Annotated in this window: 17 protein-coding genes; 12 read left to right on the forward strand and 5 right to left on the reverse strand. The window is 67.7% G+C overall.

From position 1 onward, the window contains the following. Positions 1-87 precede the first annotated feature (87 nt). Both fdxA and dapC read left to right on the forward strand, forming a co-directional pair. Positions 88-414, forward strand: a complete 327-nt coding sequence (gene fdxA, locus CLV29_RS16350; RefSeq protein WP_133753276.1) for a ferredoxin — start codon at positions 88-90, stop codon at positions 412-414. After that, positions 411-1,505 carry a succinyldiaminopimelate transaminase gene (gene dapC / locus CLV29_RS01250; protein WP_133754951.1) on the forward strand — a complete coding sequence of 365 codons (1,095 nt, stop codon included), beginning with the start codon at positions 411-413 and terminating at the stop codon, positions 1,503-1,505. The genes fdxA and dapC overlap by 4 nt, the downstream gene beginning before the upstream one ends. 101 nt (positions 1,506-1,606) lie before the next feature. Here the strand turns inward: dapC and dapD are convergent, their stop codons facing one another. Beyond that, entirely contained in the window at positions 1,607-2,542 is a 936-nt protein-coding gene (gene dapD / locus CLV29_RS01255) for a 2,3,4,5-tetrahydropyridine-2,6-dicarboxylate N-succinyltransferase (RefSeq protein WP_133753277.1), read from the reverse strand. A 122-nt stretch (positions 2,543-2,664) separates the two neighbouring features. On the opposite strand from dapD, the gene CLV29_RS01260 reads away from it, so the two are divergent. Continuing rightward, on the forward strand, positions 2,665-3,918 hold the full coding sequence (locus CLV29_RS01260; protein WP_243831658.1) for an Nramp family divalent metal transporter: 1,254 nt from the start codon (positions 2,665-2,667) through the stop codon (positions 3,916-3,918). A gap of 171 nt (positions 3,919-4,089) precedes the next feature. On the opposite strand, the gene CLV29_RS01265 is transcribed toward CLV29_RS01260, so the two are convergent. Both CLV29_RS01265 and CLV29_RS01270 read right to left on the reverse strand, forming a co-directional pair. Beyond that, entirely contained in the window at positions 4,090-4,665 is a 576-nt protein-coding gene (locus tag CLV29_RS01265; RefSeq protein WP_133753279.1) for a DinB family protein, read from the reverse strand. Between the two features lie 141 nt (positions 4,666-4,806). Beyond that, the gene (locus CLV29_RS01270) at positions 4,807-5,874 is read right to left on the reverse strand and encodes a 2,3-butanediol dehydrogenase (RefSeq protein ID WP_133753280.1); all 1,068 of its coding nucleotides are present in this window, start codon (positions 5,872-5,874) and stop codon (positions 4,807-4,809) included. A gap of 168 nt (positions 5,875-6,042) precedes the next feature. Here CLV29_RS01270 and dapE point away from each other — a divergent pair, with 168 nt between their 5' ends. The 4 genes from dapE to CLV29_RS01290 are packed head-to-tail and all read left to right on the forward strand — an operon-like array spanning position 6,043 to position 8,493. Beyond that, a complete protein-coding gene (gene dapE, locus CLV29_RS01275; protein WP_133753281.1) occupies positions 6,043-7,137 on the forward strand; it encodes a succinyl-diaminopimelate desuccinylase in 1,095 nt (364 codons plus the stop codon). 5 nt (positions 7,138-7,142) lie between these two features. Then, positions 7,143-7,952 (forward strand): LOG family protein, encoded by an 810-nt coding sequence (locus tag CLV29_RS01280; RefSeq protein WP_392508270.1) that lies wholly within the window; start codon positions 7,143-7,145, stop codon positions 7,950-7,952. A 2-nt stretch (positions 7,953-7,954) separates the two neighbouring features. Continuing rightward, positions 7,955-8,284 (forward strand): DivIVA domain-containing protein, encoded by a 330-nt coding sequence (locus CLV29_RS01285; protein ID WP_133753283.1) that lies wholly within the window; start codon positions 7,955-7,957, stop codon positions 8,282-8,284. Positions 8,285-8,325: 41 nt separating this feature from the next. After that, entirely contained in the window at positions 8,326-8,493 is a 168-nt protein-coding gene (locus CLV29_RS01290; protein WP_133753284.1) for a DUF3117 domain-containing protein, read from the forward strand. A gap of 101 nt (positions 8,494-8,594) precedes the next feature. Here the strand turns inward: CLV29_RS01290 and glgA are convergent, their stop codons facing one another. Continuing rightward, the gene (glgA, locus tag CLV29_RS01295; RefSeq protein WP_133754952.1) at positions 8,595-9,773 is read right to left on the reverse strand and encodes a glycogen synthase; all 1,179 of its coding nucleotides are present in this window, start codon (positions 9,771-9,773) and stop codon (positions 8,595-8,597) included. A gap of 113 nt (positions 9,774-9,886) precedes the next feature. Here glgA and glgC point away from each other — a divergent pair, with 113 nt between their 5' ends. Continuing rightward, positions 9,887-11,110 carry a glucose-1-phosphate adenylyltransferase gene (gene glgC, locus CLV29_RS01300; RefSeq protein WP_133753285.1) on the forward strand — a complete coding sequence of 408 codons (1,224 nt, stop codon included), beginning with the start codon at positions 9,887-9,889 and terminating at the stop codon, positions 11,108-11,110. A gap of 111 nt (positions 11,111-11,221) precedes the next feature. Here glgC and CLV29_RS01305 read toward each other — a convergent pair whose 3' ends face one another. After that, a complete protein-coding gene (locus CLV29_RS01305; RefSeq protein ID WP_133753286.1) occupies positions 11,222-11,905 on the reverse strand; it encodes an O-methyltransferase in 684 nt (227 codons plus the stop codon). 128 nt (positions 11,906-12,033) lie between these two features. Between CLV29_RS01305 and dapA the strand changes: the two genes are divergently transcribed. The 4 genes from dapA (at position 12,034) to CLV29_RS01325 (ending at position 16,788) form a co-directional block, all read left to right on the forward strand. Further along, the gene (gene dapA, locus CLV29_RS01310; RefSeq protein WP_133753287.1) at positions 12,034-12,915 is read left to right on the forward strand and encodes a 4-hydroxy-tetrahydrodipicolinate synthase; all 882 of its coding nucleotides are present in this window, start codon (positions 12,034-12,036) and stop codon (positions 12,913-12,915) included. A 254-nt stretch (positions 12,916-13,169) separates the two neighbouring features. Beyond that, a complete protein-coding gene (gene sigE, locus CLV29_RS01315; RefSeq protein WP_133753288.1) occupies positions 13,170-13,814 on the forward strand; it encodes an RNA polymerase sigma factor SigE in 645 nt (214 codons plus the stop codon). Beyond that, positions 13,814-15,241 (forward strand): hypothetical protein, encoded by a 1,428-nt coding sequence (locus CLV29_RS01320; protein WP_133753289.1) that lies wholly within the window; start codon positions 13,814-13,816, stop codon positions 15,239-15,241. The genes sigE and CLV29_RS01320 overlap by 1 nt, the downstream gene beginning before the upstream one ends. Beyond that, positions 15,238-16,788 (forward strand): S1C family serine protease, encoded by a 1,551-nt coding sequence (locus CLV29_RS01325; protein WP_133753290.1) that lies wholly within the window; start codon positions 15,238-15,240, stop codon positions 16,786-16,788. Before CLV29_RS01320 ends, CLV29_RS01325 begins: the two co-directional genes overlap by 4 nt. Positions 16,789-16,821: the final 33 nt, after the last annotated feature.

Genomic DNA, 16,821 nt, shown 5'->3' on the forward strand with positions numbered 1-16,821 from the left:
CTTCGGCTGGAGCGAAAAACGGTGATACTAGTGGGGTTGCTTCGTCAACGGCGAGGCACGAATGCAAACCATCGAGGAGTCGAAGTCGTGACCTACATCATCGGGCAGCCCTGTGTTGACATCAAGGACCGGGCGTGCGTCGACGAGTGTCCGGTTGACTGCATCTACGAGGGCAAGCGCATGCTCTACATCCACCCCGACGAGTGCGTCGACTGTGGTGCCTGCGAGCCGGTCTGCCCGGTCGAGGCCATCTACTACGAGGACGACGTACCGGAGGAACAGGCGGAGTACTACGACTACAACGTCAAGTTCTTCGACGATCTGGGCATGCCCGGTGGTGCCGCGAAGATGGGGGCGATCGACAAGGATCACCCCGGTATCGCCGCGCTGCCGCCGCAGAACACCGACCACTGAACGTGACCCGTACCCTTCCGGATTTCCCCTGGGACTCCCTGGCCGAGGCGAAGGCCAAGGCCGCGGAGCACCCGGGAGGAATCGTCGACCTGTCGATCGGTACGCCGGTCGATCCGACCCCGGAGCCGGTGCAACGGGCTCTGGCCGAGGCGGCGAACTGGCCCGGTTACCCGACCACAGCCGGTACGCCGGAACTGCGCCGGGCCCAATCCGACTATCTGGCACGCCGCTTCGGGGTGGCCGTGGAACCCACCGCCACCCTGCCGGTGATCGGCACCAAGGAGGTCGTCGCCTGGTTGCCCACGCTGCTCGACCTCGGGCCCGGTGACCTCGTGGTGGGGCCGTCCATCGCGTACCCCACCTATGCCGTGGGCGCAGCGCTGGCCGGGACCGAGTACCTCGCCACCGACGATCCGGCGAAGGCTCTCGGCGCCAAACTCGTCTGGCTGAACTCCCCGTCGAACCCGACCGGGCGGATCAGCGGTGCCGACGAACTCACCGCCTGGGTGCGCTGGGCGCGGGAGCATTCGGCGATCCTGGTCGCCGACGAGTGCTACGCCGAGTTCGGCTGGGACTCCGACCCGCTGAGCATCCTCTCGCCGGAGGTCTCCGGTGGTGACCATCGGGGCCTGCTGGTGCTGCACTCGCTGTCGAAACGCTCCAATCTGGCCGGATACCGGGCCGGGTTCGTCGCCGGCGACCCCGAGCTGGTGGCCGAACTCCTGGCGGTACGCAAACATGCCGGGTTGATCGTCCCCGGGCCGGTGCAGGCGGCAGCGGTCAGCGCGCTGGCCGATCAGACACATGTCGAGGAACAACGCCGGCGCTACCTCGCCCGGCGGGAACTGCTGGCCCCTGCCCTGGAAGCAGCAGGCTTTCGGATCGAGCACTCCGAGGGGTCGCTCTACCTGTGGGCGACCCAGGGAGCCGACTCCCGCGACAGTGTGGACTTCCTGGCCGAGCGCGGCATCCTGGTCGCGCCCGGCGACTTCTACGGTGATGCCGAGAGCGGAGCCACCCGTTTCGTCCGGGTGGCGCTGACCGCCACCGACGAGCGGATCGCCGCGGCCGCCGACCGCCTCCGCGGCTGACCCTCCCACACACGCAAACTGTCGGAAGTTATGCCGACTTGGCGTTGCCGCCAGGTCGCCACAAGTCCCGACAACTGCGCACGAGCGGGAGGGCAGAGGGCTCAGTTGGCGTGCAGGGCGGCGTTGAGTTCGACCCCGCCACCGCTGCGGTCGGTGGCCTCCACGGCGCCGGTCAGTGAGTTCCGGCGGAACAGCAGGTTGTTCCGACCGGACAGCTCGGCTGCCTTCACCTCGGCGTCACCGACCTTCACCTTGGTGCCGGCGGTGACGTACAGACCTGCCTCGACGATGCAGTCGTCACCCAGGGCGATGCCGATCCCGGCTTCGGCGCCGACCAGGCTGCGCTCGCCGACGCTCACCCGCTCGGTGCCGCCACCGGACAGGGTGCCCATGGTGGAGGCGCCGCCGCCGATGTCGGAGCCGGCGCCGATCACCACACCCTGGGAGATCCGGCCCTCGATCATCGAACTGCCGAGGGTACCGGCGTTGTAGTTGACGAAGCCCTCGTGCATCACCGTCGTCCCTTCGGCCAGGTGCGCGCCGAGCCGTACCCGGTCGGCGTCGGCGATCCGTACCCCGGACGGGATCACGTAATCGACCATCCGCGGGAACTTGTCCACCCCGTAGACCGTCACCGGCCCGCGGGAGCGCAGCCGGGCGCGGGTGAGCTCGAACCCGTCCACGGCGCAGGGACCGCGGTTGGTCCAGACGACATTGGTCAACACCCCGAAGATCCCGTCGAGGTTGATCGAGTTCGGGGCCACCAGACGGGAGGAGAGCAGGTGCAGCCGCAGGTACGCATCCACCGTCGATGCCGGAGCGGCGTCCAGGTCGACTTCCACCAGTTCGATCGAGGTGGTGGTCTGCCGTACCTCGTCGGTGCCGGTCAACGAGGCCAGGGTCGCCGGTGCAGCCGAATCGGTCCGGCCCAGCGCGGGCTGCGGGAACCAGGCATCCAGCACCTGACCGCCCGTATGGGTGGTGACGAGGGCCCAACCGGAGGCGTTGCGTGGTTCATGGGTACTGCTCTGAGTCATGGTCGTCACTCTAGCGAGCGGTACGGGGCGAAAAAGTCGACGATCATTCGGCGGTTGAGATGACCTGCGGGGCAAGTCTCCTTAGACTGCCTGCGTCCCACCCCAGCGTTGAGGAGAAACCTGTGGCCAGCCAAACAAGCGAGCCGAACGTCAAACCGTCCTGGAAGCTCGTCGGGCCGGGGCTGGTGGTCGCGGCCACCGGTGTCGGCGCAGCCGATCTGGTCGCCACCCTGGTTGCCGGAGCCCGGTTCGGCTACGTGCTGCTCTGGGCGGTGGTCCTCGGCTGTCTGCTGAAGATCGTCCTGGTCGAAGGGGTCGGACGCTGGACCCTGGCCACCGGGACCAGCATCTACGAAGGCTGGGCCAAGCTCGGCAAGTGGACCAGCGTCTACTTCGTTCCCTACATCATCATCTGGGGCTTCGTGTACGGGGCTGCGGCCATGAGCGGCAGCGGACTGGGGTTGAACGCGCTCTTCCCGATCCTGCCCACCTGGGCCTGGGGAATGCTCAGCGGTGTCGTCGGCGCAGCCTTGGTCTGGTTCGGTCGCTACTCGACCTTCGAGAGGATCTGCGCGATCTTCGTCGGCGTCATGTTCATCACCGTCTGCGGCGCGGCGATCCTCACCGTGCCGAACCTGGGCGAGATCTTCTCCGGCCTGGTGCCGCGACTGCCCGAGGGCTCGACGGTCTACGTGCTCAGCCTCGCCGGTGGCGTGGGCGGCACGATCACCCTGGCCGCCTACGGCTACTGGCTGCGGGAGAAGGGGTGGTCGACACCGCGGTTCATGAAGGTGATGCGGATCGACAACACGATGGCCTATGTGGTCACCGGCATCTTCGTCATCGCCACCCTGATCGTCGGCGCCGAGTTGCTGTACTCGGCGGGGCAGTCGGTGCAGAGCGGGGACAAGGGCCTGGTCGAGCTCGCCGGGGTACTGGAGTCCCGCTACGGGGTGTGGGCCTCGAAGGTCTTCCTGATCGGCCTGTTCGCCGTCGCCTTCAGCTCTTTGATCGGTGTCTGGAACGGTGTCTCGCTGATGTTCGCCGACTTCCTGCGTCGCGTACGCAAGGAGTCGATCGACAGCCCGAAGGCCCGTACCGGCGGTGTCTACTACAAGATCTACATCCTCTGGCTGACCTTCCCGCCGATGATCATGTTGCCGTTCGGCCGCCCGGAGGGTTTGATCATCGCCTACACGGTGCTCGGTGCGTTCTTCATGCCGTTCCTCGGCCTGACGCTGATCTTCCTGCTGAACTCCAAGGAGATGGGGCAGTGGAAGAACCGGTGGTACGCCAACGTCGGCCTGGTGCTGATCGCGGCACTCTTCGCCTACCTCGGCTTCAACGAACTGATCGGTGCCTTCACCGGCGACTGACCTCATCCGTTCCGCAGGAAGTGCACTTCTGAGCCGGTGAGGAGCGCATTACCTGCCGAACAGTTCGAGCCAGGGGACGGGAAGAGGGGTACGGGTCGGTCGAGGTCAGGGCGAAGGTCACCTGGACCGCCAGCCCCGTCTCGTCTCCTCCTCGGTTGGTGCCGGTTGCCCTCAACGCCGGCGGTGGGCGTAGAGGTCACGCAGCAGGGTGATCTCGGCACCATGATGGATCACCTCGCGATGGATGTGCAGGACCAGGTCGATCATCGGACGTTCGGCGTACGGTCCGGGCTCGGCCTCCCCGACCGGTGTCCACAAAGCGGCGTCATCGAGTGCGGTGACTCCTGCTCGCCAGGTCGCCACCTCGGTGTCGAGCTGTGCCAGCGCCTGATCGGCTCCGGTGGCGTAGTCGAAGGCGAAGTAGTCGGTCGGGGGTGCGCCGAAATGGGCGGCATTGCGCACTGCGAACACACCGACGATCAGGTGGGCCAACCGCCAGGCGATCGTCGTGAACGGTGCAGGGTCGGGCTCGGGGAAGGCGAATTCGACGACCATTCCACCCGAGCCGCCCTGCACGGGTGCCGTCGACGCGCCCCGAGGTCGGACACTCCAGCAGCCGTCCACGGGTTCGTCGAAGTACTCGGCGTCGGTCAGGCCGTCCAGGCGAGGCCGCAACTGCCCCTGCCAGTGGAAGTCGAGTTGCTCCACCAGTGCCTCGGTGGTGGTTCCGGTCGCTGCATCGGTCATGGGAGACAGTCTGCCGGGGAAACAGGACAGCCTCGTCGCGGACTGGGCCCGGGGGTAGGGAAGCCGGGCCCGGGTCAGGCAATGCTCCGCTGCAGCAGGTACGTGAGCGGACAGCTGCGAGAACCCGGGCCCCACCGAGGTTCAGTCGTTGGGCGAGACCAAGATCTTCACCGCGGTCTCGTTGCGGTTGATCAAGGTGTCGAATCCCTCGTCGATCAGATCGTCCAGGCCGATCCTGCCGGTGATGAAGGGAGCAAGATCGATCTTCCCGCTCTCCACAAGTTCGATGGTCTCGGGATGATTGTTGACGTAGGCGATCGATCCACGCATGTCGATCTCCTTCATCACCAGTTTGTGCATGTCGAAGTCAGCCTTGTGGCCCCAGATCGAGACGATCAGCAACACACCGGTCGGACGCAGGGCGTCCATCAGGGTGTCCAGTACGACCTGCACGCTGGAGGCCTCGAACGCGACCTGCGCACCCTTGCCGTCGGTCAGCTCGCGGGCCTTCGCCGCGATATCGGTCTCCCGCGGATCGAAGGCATGATCGGCCGCGCCGGACTCCAGCGCCTTCTGCCGGCGGAGCTCGGAGATCTCCGACACGATCACGGTGGCGCCGAACGCCTTCAGCACCGCACCGGTCAGCAGGCCGATCGGGCCGGCACCGCCGATCACCGCCACATCGCCGGCCTTCGCCCCGGATCGCTTCACCGCGTGGTAGGCCACGGTGAGCGGTTCGATCAGCGCAGCCTGGTCCAGCGGGACCTCCGGCGAGATCCGGTGCACCCAGCGGCGCTTCACCGCGATCTTCTCCGCCAGACCACCCCCGGCGCCGCCGAGACCGATGAAGTTCATCCCGTCGGACAGGTGGTAGTCGACCGAATCGGGTCCGGTGTCCACTCCCTCGGCGAGGATGTAGGGCTCGACCACGACGTGATCACCGACGGCCAGATCGTCGACGCCCTCACCGAGCCCGGAGACGACACCGGAGAACTCATGTCCGAGGGTGACCGGTGCGGTCTCGCCGGTCCACGAGGTCGGCTCGGTCGCCGAGGGGCAGAAGATCGGGCCGTCGAGGTACTCATGCAGGTCGGTGCCGCAGATCCCGCAGTAGGCGACGTCGATCAACACCTCACCGGGCCCTGCGGTGGGTTCGGGGATGTCCTCGATCCGGATGTCTGAGTTGTCGTAGTAGCGGGCTGCGCGCATGGGATGGGCTCCTTCGTGGGTTGTCCGACAATCCGATATTACTACGAGTAGTAGTAGTTGGGGTCGGGTGGGTGAAACGGGTCAGCTTCACCGGCGGGCAGTCGCACTCGGGACACCGCCGGTGAGGATCGGAGGGCGGTCGGGTGGTCACTCGGTAGTCTGTCAGGCGTGCCTGAACCTGTTGAACTCGACCTCACTGCCGACGTCGTCGATCTGCTGCGGCGCCTGATCGACATCGAATCGGTCAGTGGTGACGAACGACGGATCGCCGACGCCGTGGAGCAGGCCCTGCGCGGGCTGCCGGGCCTGGAGGTCTCCCGGGACGGTGACTGCGTGGTGGCGCGCAGCCATCCCGGGACCGACGCGGGTCGGGTGGTCATCGCCGGACACCTCGACACCGTTCCGGTTGCCGACAACCTGCCCAGCTGTGTCCAGATCGTCGACGGTGAGGAAATGATCTTCGGCCGCGGGTCCTGCGATATGAAGGGCGGAGTGGCGGTCCAGCTCTCCGTGGCCGCCGCGCTGGCGGCGGCCGGGGCCGATCACCGTCCGGTCACCTGGATCTTCTACGACAACGAGGAGGTGGAGGCGGAGAAGAACGGTCTGGGGCGATTGGCCAGGAACAGCCCCGACCTCCTCGCCGGCGAGTTCGCCGTCCTCTGTGAGCCGTCGAACGCCGGCATCGAAGGCGGCTGCCAGGGCACGATGCGGATCGAGGTCCGGTTGTCGGGAACCGCCTCGCATTCGGCGCGCTCCTGGGTCGGCAGCAACGCGATCCATGCCGCGGCACCGGTTTTGCAGCGGCTGGCCGACTACACACCCCGGCAGCCCGTGGTGGACGGGCTGACGTACCACGAAGGCTTGAACGCGGTGTTCATCGACGGGGGGATCGCGGGCAATGTGATCCCCGATTCGTGTGTGGTGACGATCAACCACCGCTTCGCCCCCGACCGGGATCCGGCCGCCGCCGAGGCCCACCTGCGGGAGGTCTTCGCCGGGTTCGACGTTACCGTCACCGACTCCGCGGCCGGTGCCCGCCCCGGCCTGGACCAGCCGATCGCGGCCGAGTTCACCGCCGCCGTCGGCGGTACCCCGGGACCCAAGTACGGCTGGACCGATGTCTCCCGCTTCTCCGCGCTCGGCGTACCTGCGGTCAATTTCGGACCCGGTGATCCGATGCTCGCCCACACCGACAACGAACACACTCCTTCGGCGCAGGTACGTGCCTGCCGTGAGGCACTGCTGCGTTGGCTGGCAGGATGAAGGGTGTGACTCCCCAGGACCCGAAACAGCCCGCCGGTCGCCGAGGCGGTCAGCAGGCCGGACCGATCACCCGCAGTGGCCGGAGCCGGCTGGCGACCACCACCGACCAGCGGTTGCTCGACTCCCGAGGGCCGAACGACTGGGTGCACACCGACCCCTGGCGGGTGCTGCGGATCCAGGCCGAATTCGTCGAGGGCTTCGGCGCGCTGGCCGAACTCGGCTCCGCGATCAGTGTCTTCGGCTCGGCCCGAACGCGCCCCGATCACCCGATGTACACCACCGCCCAGCAGGTCGGGAAGGCGCTGGTCGAGGCCGGGTACGCGGTGATCACCGGTGGCGGTCCCGGGATCATGGAGGCCGCGAACCGGGGCGCCAGTGAGGCCGACGGTGTCTCGGTGGGCCTGGGGATCGAGTTGCCGTTCGAGAGTTCGCTGAACGAATGGGTGAACCTGGGCATCAACTTCCGCTACTTCTTCGCGCGGAAGACGATGTTCGTCAAGTACAGCCAGGGTTTCGTCGTCATGCCCGGTGGCTTCGGTACGTTCGACGAGCTGTTCGAGGCCCTGACGCTCGCCCAGACCTCGAAGGTGACGAACTTCCCGGTGGTGCTCTTCGGCACCGAGTACTGGCAGGGGCTGCTCGACTGGTTGTCCGGTCAGGTGCTGGACGGTGGCTACATCGTCCCGGCCGACCTGGACCGGTTGGTGATCACCGATGATGTCGAACACGCCGTGGCGACCATGCGGGCCGGCGCCGCCGACGTACCGAGCCGGGGCGAGCAGTTGCTGGCCGAGGCCGAGGACCGGGAGAGCTGACGATGGTGTGGATGATCGTGGTGGCGGCGATCGCCGTCCTCGGGGCAGGGGCCATGGTCGCCGGGGGAGCGTTCAACGGTATGCGCTCCGAGCCCGAGACCGATGACTTCGTCCCCACCCTGCCGGCGACCCGGATGACCGGCGAGGACCTGCAGCAGGTGCGGTTCCAGGTGCAGTTGCGGGGCTACGACATGCCGAGCGTGGACAACCTGCTGGCCCGTCTGGCCCGCGAGATCGACCAGCGGGAGGCGGAGCTGGCAGAGCTTCGGCAGAAGGTGTCGGAGCCGACTTCGGGGGACTTCGTCCCCGTGTCGGCCGAGGATGCGGAATAATACGTGGGTCAGTTACGAGCAGACGAGATGAGGTTGCACTGATGGCAGCTATGAAGCCGCGCACAGGCGATGGCCCGATGGAGGTCACCAAGGAGGGCAGGGGCATCGTGATGCGGGTTCCGCTGGAGGGTGGCGGCCGTCTCGTCGTCGAGATGAACGCCACCGAAGCCGAGGAATTGGCGGCTGCGCTGAAGGGCGTGGTCGGCTGAGGCCGCGAATGCCGCAGTGAGTCAAGGGGTCCGGGAACCGGGCCCCTTGTTCCTTGTCGCGGACGTCGCGGACGTTCTTTCGTCGGGCGGTCTTCTCCCGGCTACTGCCGCTCGGCGACGGCGTCGCGATAGACCTGCACCGTCTGCTCGGCGATGGTCGGCCAGCTGAACTCGGCGATGGCGCGTTGACGGCCGGCGACTCCCATCTGCCGGGCACGGTCCGGATCGGCGGTCAGTTCGTTCAACTTCTCGGCGAAGGCTGACTCGAAACTCGCCACATAGGCGGGATCCTCGGCCCGGGCCGGGTCGTAGGGGACCAGCAGGCCGGTCTCACCGTCGACCACGACCTCGGGAATGCCGCCCACCGCGCTGGCGACGACCGCGGTCTCGCAGGCCATCGCCTCCAGGTTCACGATGCCCAACGGTTCGTAGACGCTCGGGCAGGCGAAGACCGTTGCATGGGACAGCACCTGTCGTACCGACTGACGCGGCAGCATCTCCTCGATCCAGATCACATTGCCCCTGCTCGCCTGCAACTCGGCCACCGAAGCCTCGATCTGCCGGGCGATCTCCGGGGTGTCCGGAGCGCCGGCCAGGAGCACCAGCTGTACCTGCGGATCCAGTTCAGCGGCCGCCCGGACCAGATGGATCACACCCTTCTGCCGCGTGATCCGGCCGACGAAGACCACCGACGGCTTGTCCGGGTCCATGCCGATCGAGCGCAGCACCTCGGTTCCGGGATCGGGCCGGAACTCCTCGGTGTCGATGCCGTTGCGGACCACCTTCACCCGGTCCGGGTCCAATTCGGGATAGGAGGCCAGCACGTCGGTACGCATACCCTCGCTGACCGCGATCACCGCCGCCGCCGAGGCATAGGCCGTTCGCTCGGCCCAACTGCTCAGGCGATAGCCACCGCCGAGCTGTTCGGCCTTCCACGGGCGGTGCGGTTCCAGGGAGTGGGACGTGACGATGTGCGGGATGTCCTGGAACAAGCCGGTCAGCAGGCCGCCGAGGTTGGCGTACCAGGTGTGCGAATGCACCAGGTCCGCCGGACCGGCGGCAGCGGTCATCGCCAGATCCGCGCCGAAGACCCGCAGCGCCGCGTTCGCCCCTTCGGGAAAGTTCTCCGGATGGGCCGCCGCCCCCTCCCGTGGTTCACCCATCGCCTGCACCTCGACATCGACGAGTTCACGCAGGGCGGGTACGAGCTGGCCGACGTGGACGCCGGCGCCACCGTAGATGTAGGGCGGGTACTCGCGGGTGAACAGGGCAACGCGCATCCGATTCGTCATGAGCAGATCGTCGCATCCCGACGGCGCCGCCGACAGATCCGGGGTCAAGATCGTTCCGGCCGGGCTGGTCGGCGATGGGCATGGTGCAATAGGTTCGGTCCATGACCGCGCGACCGAAGGTCTTGTCCATCGTCCTTGCCGGCGGCGAGGGCAAACGTCTGATGCCGCTCACCGTCGACCGGGCCAAGCCGGCAGTGCCGTTCGGCGGCACCTACCGGTTGATCGACTTCGTGTTGTCCAACCTGGTCAACTCCGAGCTCCGCAAGATCTGCGTGCTCACCCAGTACAAGTCCCATTCGCTGGACCGTCACGTCTCCTTGACCTGGCGGATGTCGACCATGCTCGGCAACTACGTCACCCCGGTGCCGGCCCAGCAGCGCCTGGGACCGCGGTGGTACCAGGGCAGCGCGGATGCGATCTTCCAGTCCTTGAACCTGATCAACGACGAGCGCCCCGACTACGTGGTGGTCTTCGGTGCCGACAACATCTACCGGATGGACGTCGAGCAGATGTTGCAGCGGCACATCGACTCCGGTCTGGATGCCACGGTCGCCGGCATCCGGGTCCCGCGTTCGGAGGCGAGTTCGTTCGGGATCATCGACGCCGCGGTCGACGGCAAGATCAAGTCCTTCCTGGAGAAACCGGCCGACCCTCCCGGGCTGCCCGATTCCCCTGAGGAGTCCTACGCCTCGATGGGCAACTACATCTTCACCGCCGACGCGCTGGTGGAGGCGTTGACCGCCGATGCGGCAGCCGACACCAAACACGACATGGGGGGAAACATCATCCCCGGGTTCGTGGCGACCGGTTCGGCCCAGGTCTACGACTTCAAGGACAACGACGTACCCGGAGCCACCGTGCGCGACCGGGACTACTGGCGTGATGTCGGTACGATCGACGCCTTCCACGATGCCCACATGGACCTGGTGTCGGTGGAGCCGAACTTCAACCTGTACAACGACTGGTGGCCGATCTGGACCGATCAGGTGCAGCGTCCGGGGGCCAAGTTCGTCCTCCGGGGGACCGCCGAGGACTCGATCGTCACCGCCGGCTGCATCATCTCCGGTGGTGATGTCGACACCTCGGTGCTGTCGCCCAATGTGATGGTCGACAAGTACGCCAAGGTGGAGCGGTCGGTGCTGATGGAGAATGTGCAGATCGGTCGGCATGCGGTGCTGCAGAACACGATTCTGGACAAGAACGTCGTCGTCGATGCCGGGGTCGAGGTCGGGGTCGACCATGAAGCCGATCTGGCCCGCGGCCTGACGGTCTCCCCGGGCGGCATCACCGTGGTGCCGAAGGGCGCGCATCTCAACCACGTCTGAGGTCGAGGGCATCGTCGGTCGACGCCGATCGCCGCATTACGGTAGGCAGGATCAGACCGCTGACCGCCGGGTACGCAGACGCCGGCCCTCGCAGGCTTGCGGGCTGATCGGTCAGGAGCGGACCGCGACCAGCAGCCCGTCACCGACGGGCAACAGGGCGCTGAACAGGTTCTCGTTCTCCCCGACGCCCTCCAGGGTCTCCCGGATCACGATGGTCGCATCCTCCTCGTTGCGGGGATCGGCGACCAGGTCGTGCCACAGCGCGTTGTCGATCACCAGCAGGCCGCCGCTGCGCAGCAACCGCACCGCCTGGTCCACGTACTCGCCGTACTCCAGCTTGTCGGCATCGACCAGAACCAGGTCGTAGGCGCCGTCGCTGAGCTTCGGCAGCACGGTCAGTGCATCACCTTGGATCAACCGGAAACGCCGGTCGGCGATGCCGACGGATTTGAATGCCTGCCGGGCACGGGACTGGTGTTCACCCTCGACGTCGACACTGGTCAGGATGCCGTCGGGTGCCATGCCGGAGAACAGCGCCAGTCCGGAGACACCGGTGCCCGAACCGATCTCCACCACAGCCTTGGCATTGATCGCCTTGGCCAGGACCCCGAGCAGCCGGGCGGCTCCGCGACTGATCGGTTCCACCCCGACCTCGGCGGCCGCGAGCCGGGCCTGCGCAGCGGCCGGCGGTTCGGGTGCGAAGTCCTCGGCGAAGACCCAGCTTGCGGGTTTCGGGGCGGCCGAGGCGCTGGTCGGCGTCGATGCAGCACCGGTGGGTGGCTCGGAGAAGCTCATGCGCCGAAGCCTAGCGAACCAGCGCCACCCGACGCCTTAGGATGAGGTCGTGCATGACCGTGGATGGCAAGAACTGCGGTCCGGGCTGCCGGTTGTGGCGCCCTGTGGAACGAGAAGGAGCCCTGATCATGGCTGAGCCGCTGTTCGGACGACTGATGACCGCGATGGTGACGCCGTTCGACGATCAAGGCCAGATCGATCATGGTGCGGCCACCGAGGTGGCGCGTTGGCTGGTTCAGGAACAGTGCAACGACGCACTCGTGATCAACGGCACCGGGGGAGAGGCGCCGACCACCAGCGATGCGGAGAAGGCCGAGCTGATCGGTACGGTTCGGAAGGCGATCGGGCCCGACGTACCGATCATCGCCGGCATCGGCACCTTCAACACCGCCCACAGCCTCGAACTGGCAGCCCAGGCCACCGAGGCCGGGGCGGATGGCCTGCTGGTGGTCACCCCCTACTACTCCAAGCCGCCGCAGGACAGTCTGCTGGCCCACTTCACCACCATCGCCGACGCCGTTGACCTGCCGATCGTGGTCTACGACATTCCCGGCAGGTCGGCCGTACCGGTCCAGGAATCGACCTTGCTGAAGCTGGCCGAGCATCCGCGGATCGTTGCGGTGAAGGACGCCAAGGGTGATCTCGCCTCGTCGGGGCGGGTGATGGCCCAGACCGACCTGGCCTACTACTCCGGTGAGGACAATCTGACCCTGCCGTTGTTGTCGATGGGCGGCGTCGGCCTGATCGGTACCTCCACCCACTTCACCGGCGCGGGGGTCTCGGAGATGATCACCGCCCACGCCGACGGTGACCATGCCCGGGCGCTGCAGCTGCACCGCGAACTCGAGCCGGTGCTGACCGGTGTCTTCGCCACCCAGGGATGTCTGCTGGTGAAGGCCGGGCTGGCGCACAAGGGGATGATCAACAACGCGGTACGGCTGCCGCTGACGGTCGCCTCGAAGGAGCAGTCCGACGTCTTCTGCGGGCTCCTCGACGCTGCCGGTCTCTGAAACCGTCGGCACCTCGGTGCCGTGCCTTCGACGGCGCCGCGTGCAGTCCGCGGTGGCGCCGATGTGAGCCGCCGCACACCATCCATGTGGGTCGCCGCTGGCCGGCCTGTGAGTCGCCTGTCAATCAGGCCCGCCCGGTGCTGTCGAGTTGGGCGGCGCAGCCCGGGTTCCCGAGACTTGGACCGGTCAAGGCGTCCAACTTGGGTAGCGGACTTCGAGGAGCAACAATGGTCAGGTCGGTCGGAGGAGGTTCCATGGGATTGCGCCCGCTGGTGAAGCGAGCGGTGCCCGATGCTGCCCCGAAGGTCGAGGAGACCGAGTGGCCCCCGCCGAGCTGGGACGAGGTGGTTCGTGAACACTCCCAGCGGGTCTATCGCCTGGCCTACCGGCTGACCGGCAATCCCCACGATGCCGAGGATCTCACCCAGGAGACCTTCATCCGGGTGTTCAAATCGCTGCACAAGTTCCAGCCCGGCACCTTCAACGGGTGGTTGCACCGGATCACCACCAACCTCTTCCTCGACCAGGCGCGGCGTAAACAGCGGATCCGTTTCGACGGCCTCAGCGAAACCGCTTCGGAACGTATCGTCGGCGGCGAGCCGGCACCGGAGACCCGCCGCGACGAGGCCGACCTGACCCATGACGTGGAGGCAGCGCTGGCCGATCTGGCGCCGGACTTCCGGGCAGCGGTGGTCCTGTGCGACATCGAGGGGCTCTCTTATGAGGAGGTGGCCGCGGTCCTCGACGTGAAGCTGGGGACGGTGCGCTCACGGATCCATCGCGGGCGCTCCCAACTGCGCGAGGCGCTGGCCCATCGAGCACCCACCGGTGACCGCTCCCGGTTCCTGGGGGCACCGGTCGAGGGCGATCAGATCCCGGACGGCCTACGGACGAGCTGATGGCCCGACGACCCACCGACTGTTTCACCTGTGCCGAGTTGTCGGCATTCGTGGACACGGCGCTCAGCGCGGCAGAACAGGAGCAGGTGGCCGGCCACCTGGTCGGCTGCCGTACCTGTGCCGTCGAGGTGGCGTCGATGCGAGAGCTGCGCACCCTGTTGCGTGGATCCTCCTCACCGGTCAGCGCGCCGGGCGCGCTTCCCGACCGGTTGCGCGCGATCGCCGGGCCCGGCGCCGACGAACCGCTGTGGGCCCGGCCCTTCGACCGCCCCGCCGAGTCGGCCGGGTACGCCGCACTGCCCAGCAGTCGGCGATCACATCTGCACCGCCGGGTGATCACGACGACCTGCCTGTTCACCCTCCTGGCCGGCGTGGTGCTCGTGGGCTGGGTGGCTGCTCCGGCCAATCGGCAGGTGGTGGTCGATCCGACGGTCGACGCACGTACCGGATTCGCCACCGCACTGGCACAGATGCCACTGGCGAACGTGGCCGTGGGGGCGGTGGCAGCCGATCCCTCGGTGCCGCAGCAGGCCGGGCCGGCCAGCGCCGGCGGGCCGAGCGCCGAGGAGGTGGCCCTGAGCGAACTCGGTTCCGATTGCCTGCGCTTCCTGCAGGAGGCCCAGGCCGCGACTGCCGACCTGGCGGTGAACGGTGTGCAGACCGTCGAACATCGCGACGGGACCGGTTGGCGCAGCGGCACCGTGGAGGTGGCCAACCTGCCCGGTTTCGGTACCGCGCTGGATCTCGGCGGGAGCGCCGGATTCACCCCGAGCACCGAGCAGCCGTTGTTGGAACTGGCCTCCTTCGGTTCCTACGAGCTGGGTTGCACCGCGAACGCCGGACGGGTGGCCGGTCGTTCGGCCTCGGTGGTCGAGGCGACCAGCGAATCCGGGACGACCACGCGGTGGTGGCTGGATTCGGAGACCGGATACCCGCTGTGGACCGATCGGTTCACCGACGGACAGCTGGTCTCCCGGGCCGGATTCAGCAGCGTTGCCATCGGCAAGGCGATCGAGATCAGTGACGCAGCCAGCCCGACCCAGGATCTGGGCGAGGCCGGGGAGGTACCGAGCCTCGGCGAGTTGCCACTGCTGACGGTCAGCGGTGACGGGGACGGCACGATCGAGAGTGTCTACGGCGACGGCATGATCACCCTGCTGGTCAGCCAGCAGGTCGGCACGCTGGTCCCGGGCGACTCGATGGCCTTCGACGCCGAGCGCGGTGTGCACCAGGCCGTCGACGGCGCCGTCACGGTCTACGCCTGGCAGTCCGGCGACCAGGTCTGGACGGTGGTCACCGACGGCTCGACCGAATTGGCCGACGAGGTCAGTGGGGCATTGCCGCATGAGGAACCGACCGAGGCGAATGTCGTCGACCGCGTTGTCTCGGGTCTGGTCTGGATCGGCGCCAGGTTCGGTATCCGGTGACCGGCCCGCGCCCTCACCAGTCCGATGAGCACTGGCGTCCGCTCTCGGGCGAGGGAACCGACGCAGGCTTCTTCGGCAACTCCGTCCACGGCGGCCAGGACCAGGCCTCCGGTACGGGCGGCCCTGCGGGATCGCCGTTCGGCGGTACGGATGGCCCGGCTCCGGGCTACCGTTCGGCCTACGTCCGATCGGGGAACGACGTACCCGGTTCGACCTCCGGGGTCGGCATGGGCGGCCCCCAGTCCGATCCCCGCCAGCAGTCCGATTCCCGGCAGCAGTCCAATTCCCGGCAGCAGATGAACTCGGCGGGCTGGGGTCGTGGCCCCGGGTACGCCTCGGCGCCGGTCCAGCCGACCCGCCAGCAGAATCCCTGGTCGGCCCCGACGCCGACGGTGGCCGACCGGCAATGGGCCGCGCGTTCGGCTGAACCGGCGACCGTACCGACGGTCCGGTCGCGCCGCGGGGTCGTCCTCGCCACCGTGATCACCGCGCTGGTGGTCGGCGCGGGCGCCGGCGCCGGGGGAGCCTGGTGGGGTGCCCGCAGTGTGACCGGACAGGGCAGCGCTCAACCGGTCATCAGCACCTCCTCGCCGAACGACGAGACCGGTTCGGCCGAGCAGGGGGAACGCGCCGAGAACCCGCCGGCCAACGGCAACATCGCCGAGATCGCCGACCGGGTGGTTCCCTCCACCGTCACCATCGGACTCAGCGGTGGTGGCACCGGATCGGGCTTCGTGATCGACGACTCCGGCCTGATCATGACCAACAACCACGTCATCTCGACCGGTGGCTCGATCAGCGTCGAGTACGCCGACGGCACCCGCAGCCCGGCCGAGGTGGTCGGTGGCAGCCCCGCCTACGACATCGCCGTGATCCGGGTCGACCCGCCCGAGGGACTGACCGCCCTGCCGATCGGCGATCCCGAACAACTTCGGGTCGGTGATCAGACCGTCGCCGTCGGCGCGCCACTGGGACTCGGGGGCACCGTCACCTCCGGCATCGTCTCCTCGCTGAACCGGCCGGTGGCCGTCGGCGGGCAGAGCGACGGCGGCAGCGAAAGCTCCCAGGCCTATCTCGATGCCATCCAGACCGACGCGGCGATCAATCCCGGCAACTCCGGCGGCCCGCTGGTCAACGCCTCCGGGCAGGTCGTCGGGGTGAACTCGGCGATCCTCAGCCTGGGAGGAGGGGCCGAGGGCCAAGGAGGCAATATCGGCGTCGGGTTCGCCATCGGCATCGATCAGGCGATGGCCGTCGGTGAGGAACTGGTCGCAACGGGACGGTCGAGCTATCCGGTGATCGGGGCCAGCGTCACCACCGCCCAGGACGGCAGCGGTGTCCTGCTGCAGGAGGTGACCCCGGGCGGGCCGGCCGCTGCGGCAGGGCTGAGCGCCGGTGATGTGGTGACTGCGGTCAATGGTCAACCGGTCACCGAACAGGTGGAGTTGATCGTGAAGATCCGGGCCGAGCGCCCCGGGGACGAGATCACCCTGAACATCCAGGGCAGGGGCGAGGTGCGCGTGGTCCTCGGCGGCGTGCAGGAGTGAGTCGCCCGGGCCATTTCGCTCCGGTTGCCCAGC

It is taken from the genome of Naumannella halotolerans, assembly GCF_004364645.1.
Classification (GTDB): domain Bacteria; phylum Actinomycetota; class Actinomycetes; order Propionibacteriales; family Propionibacteriaceae; genus Naumannella; species Naumannella halotolerans.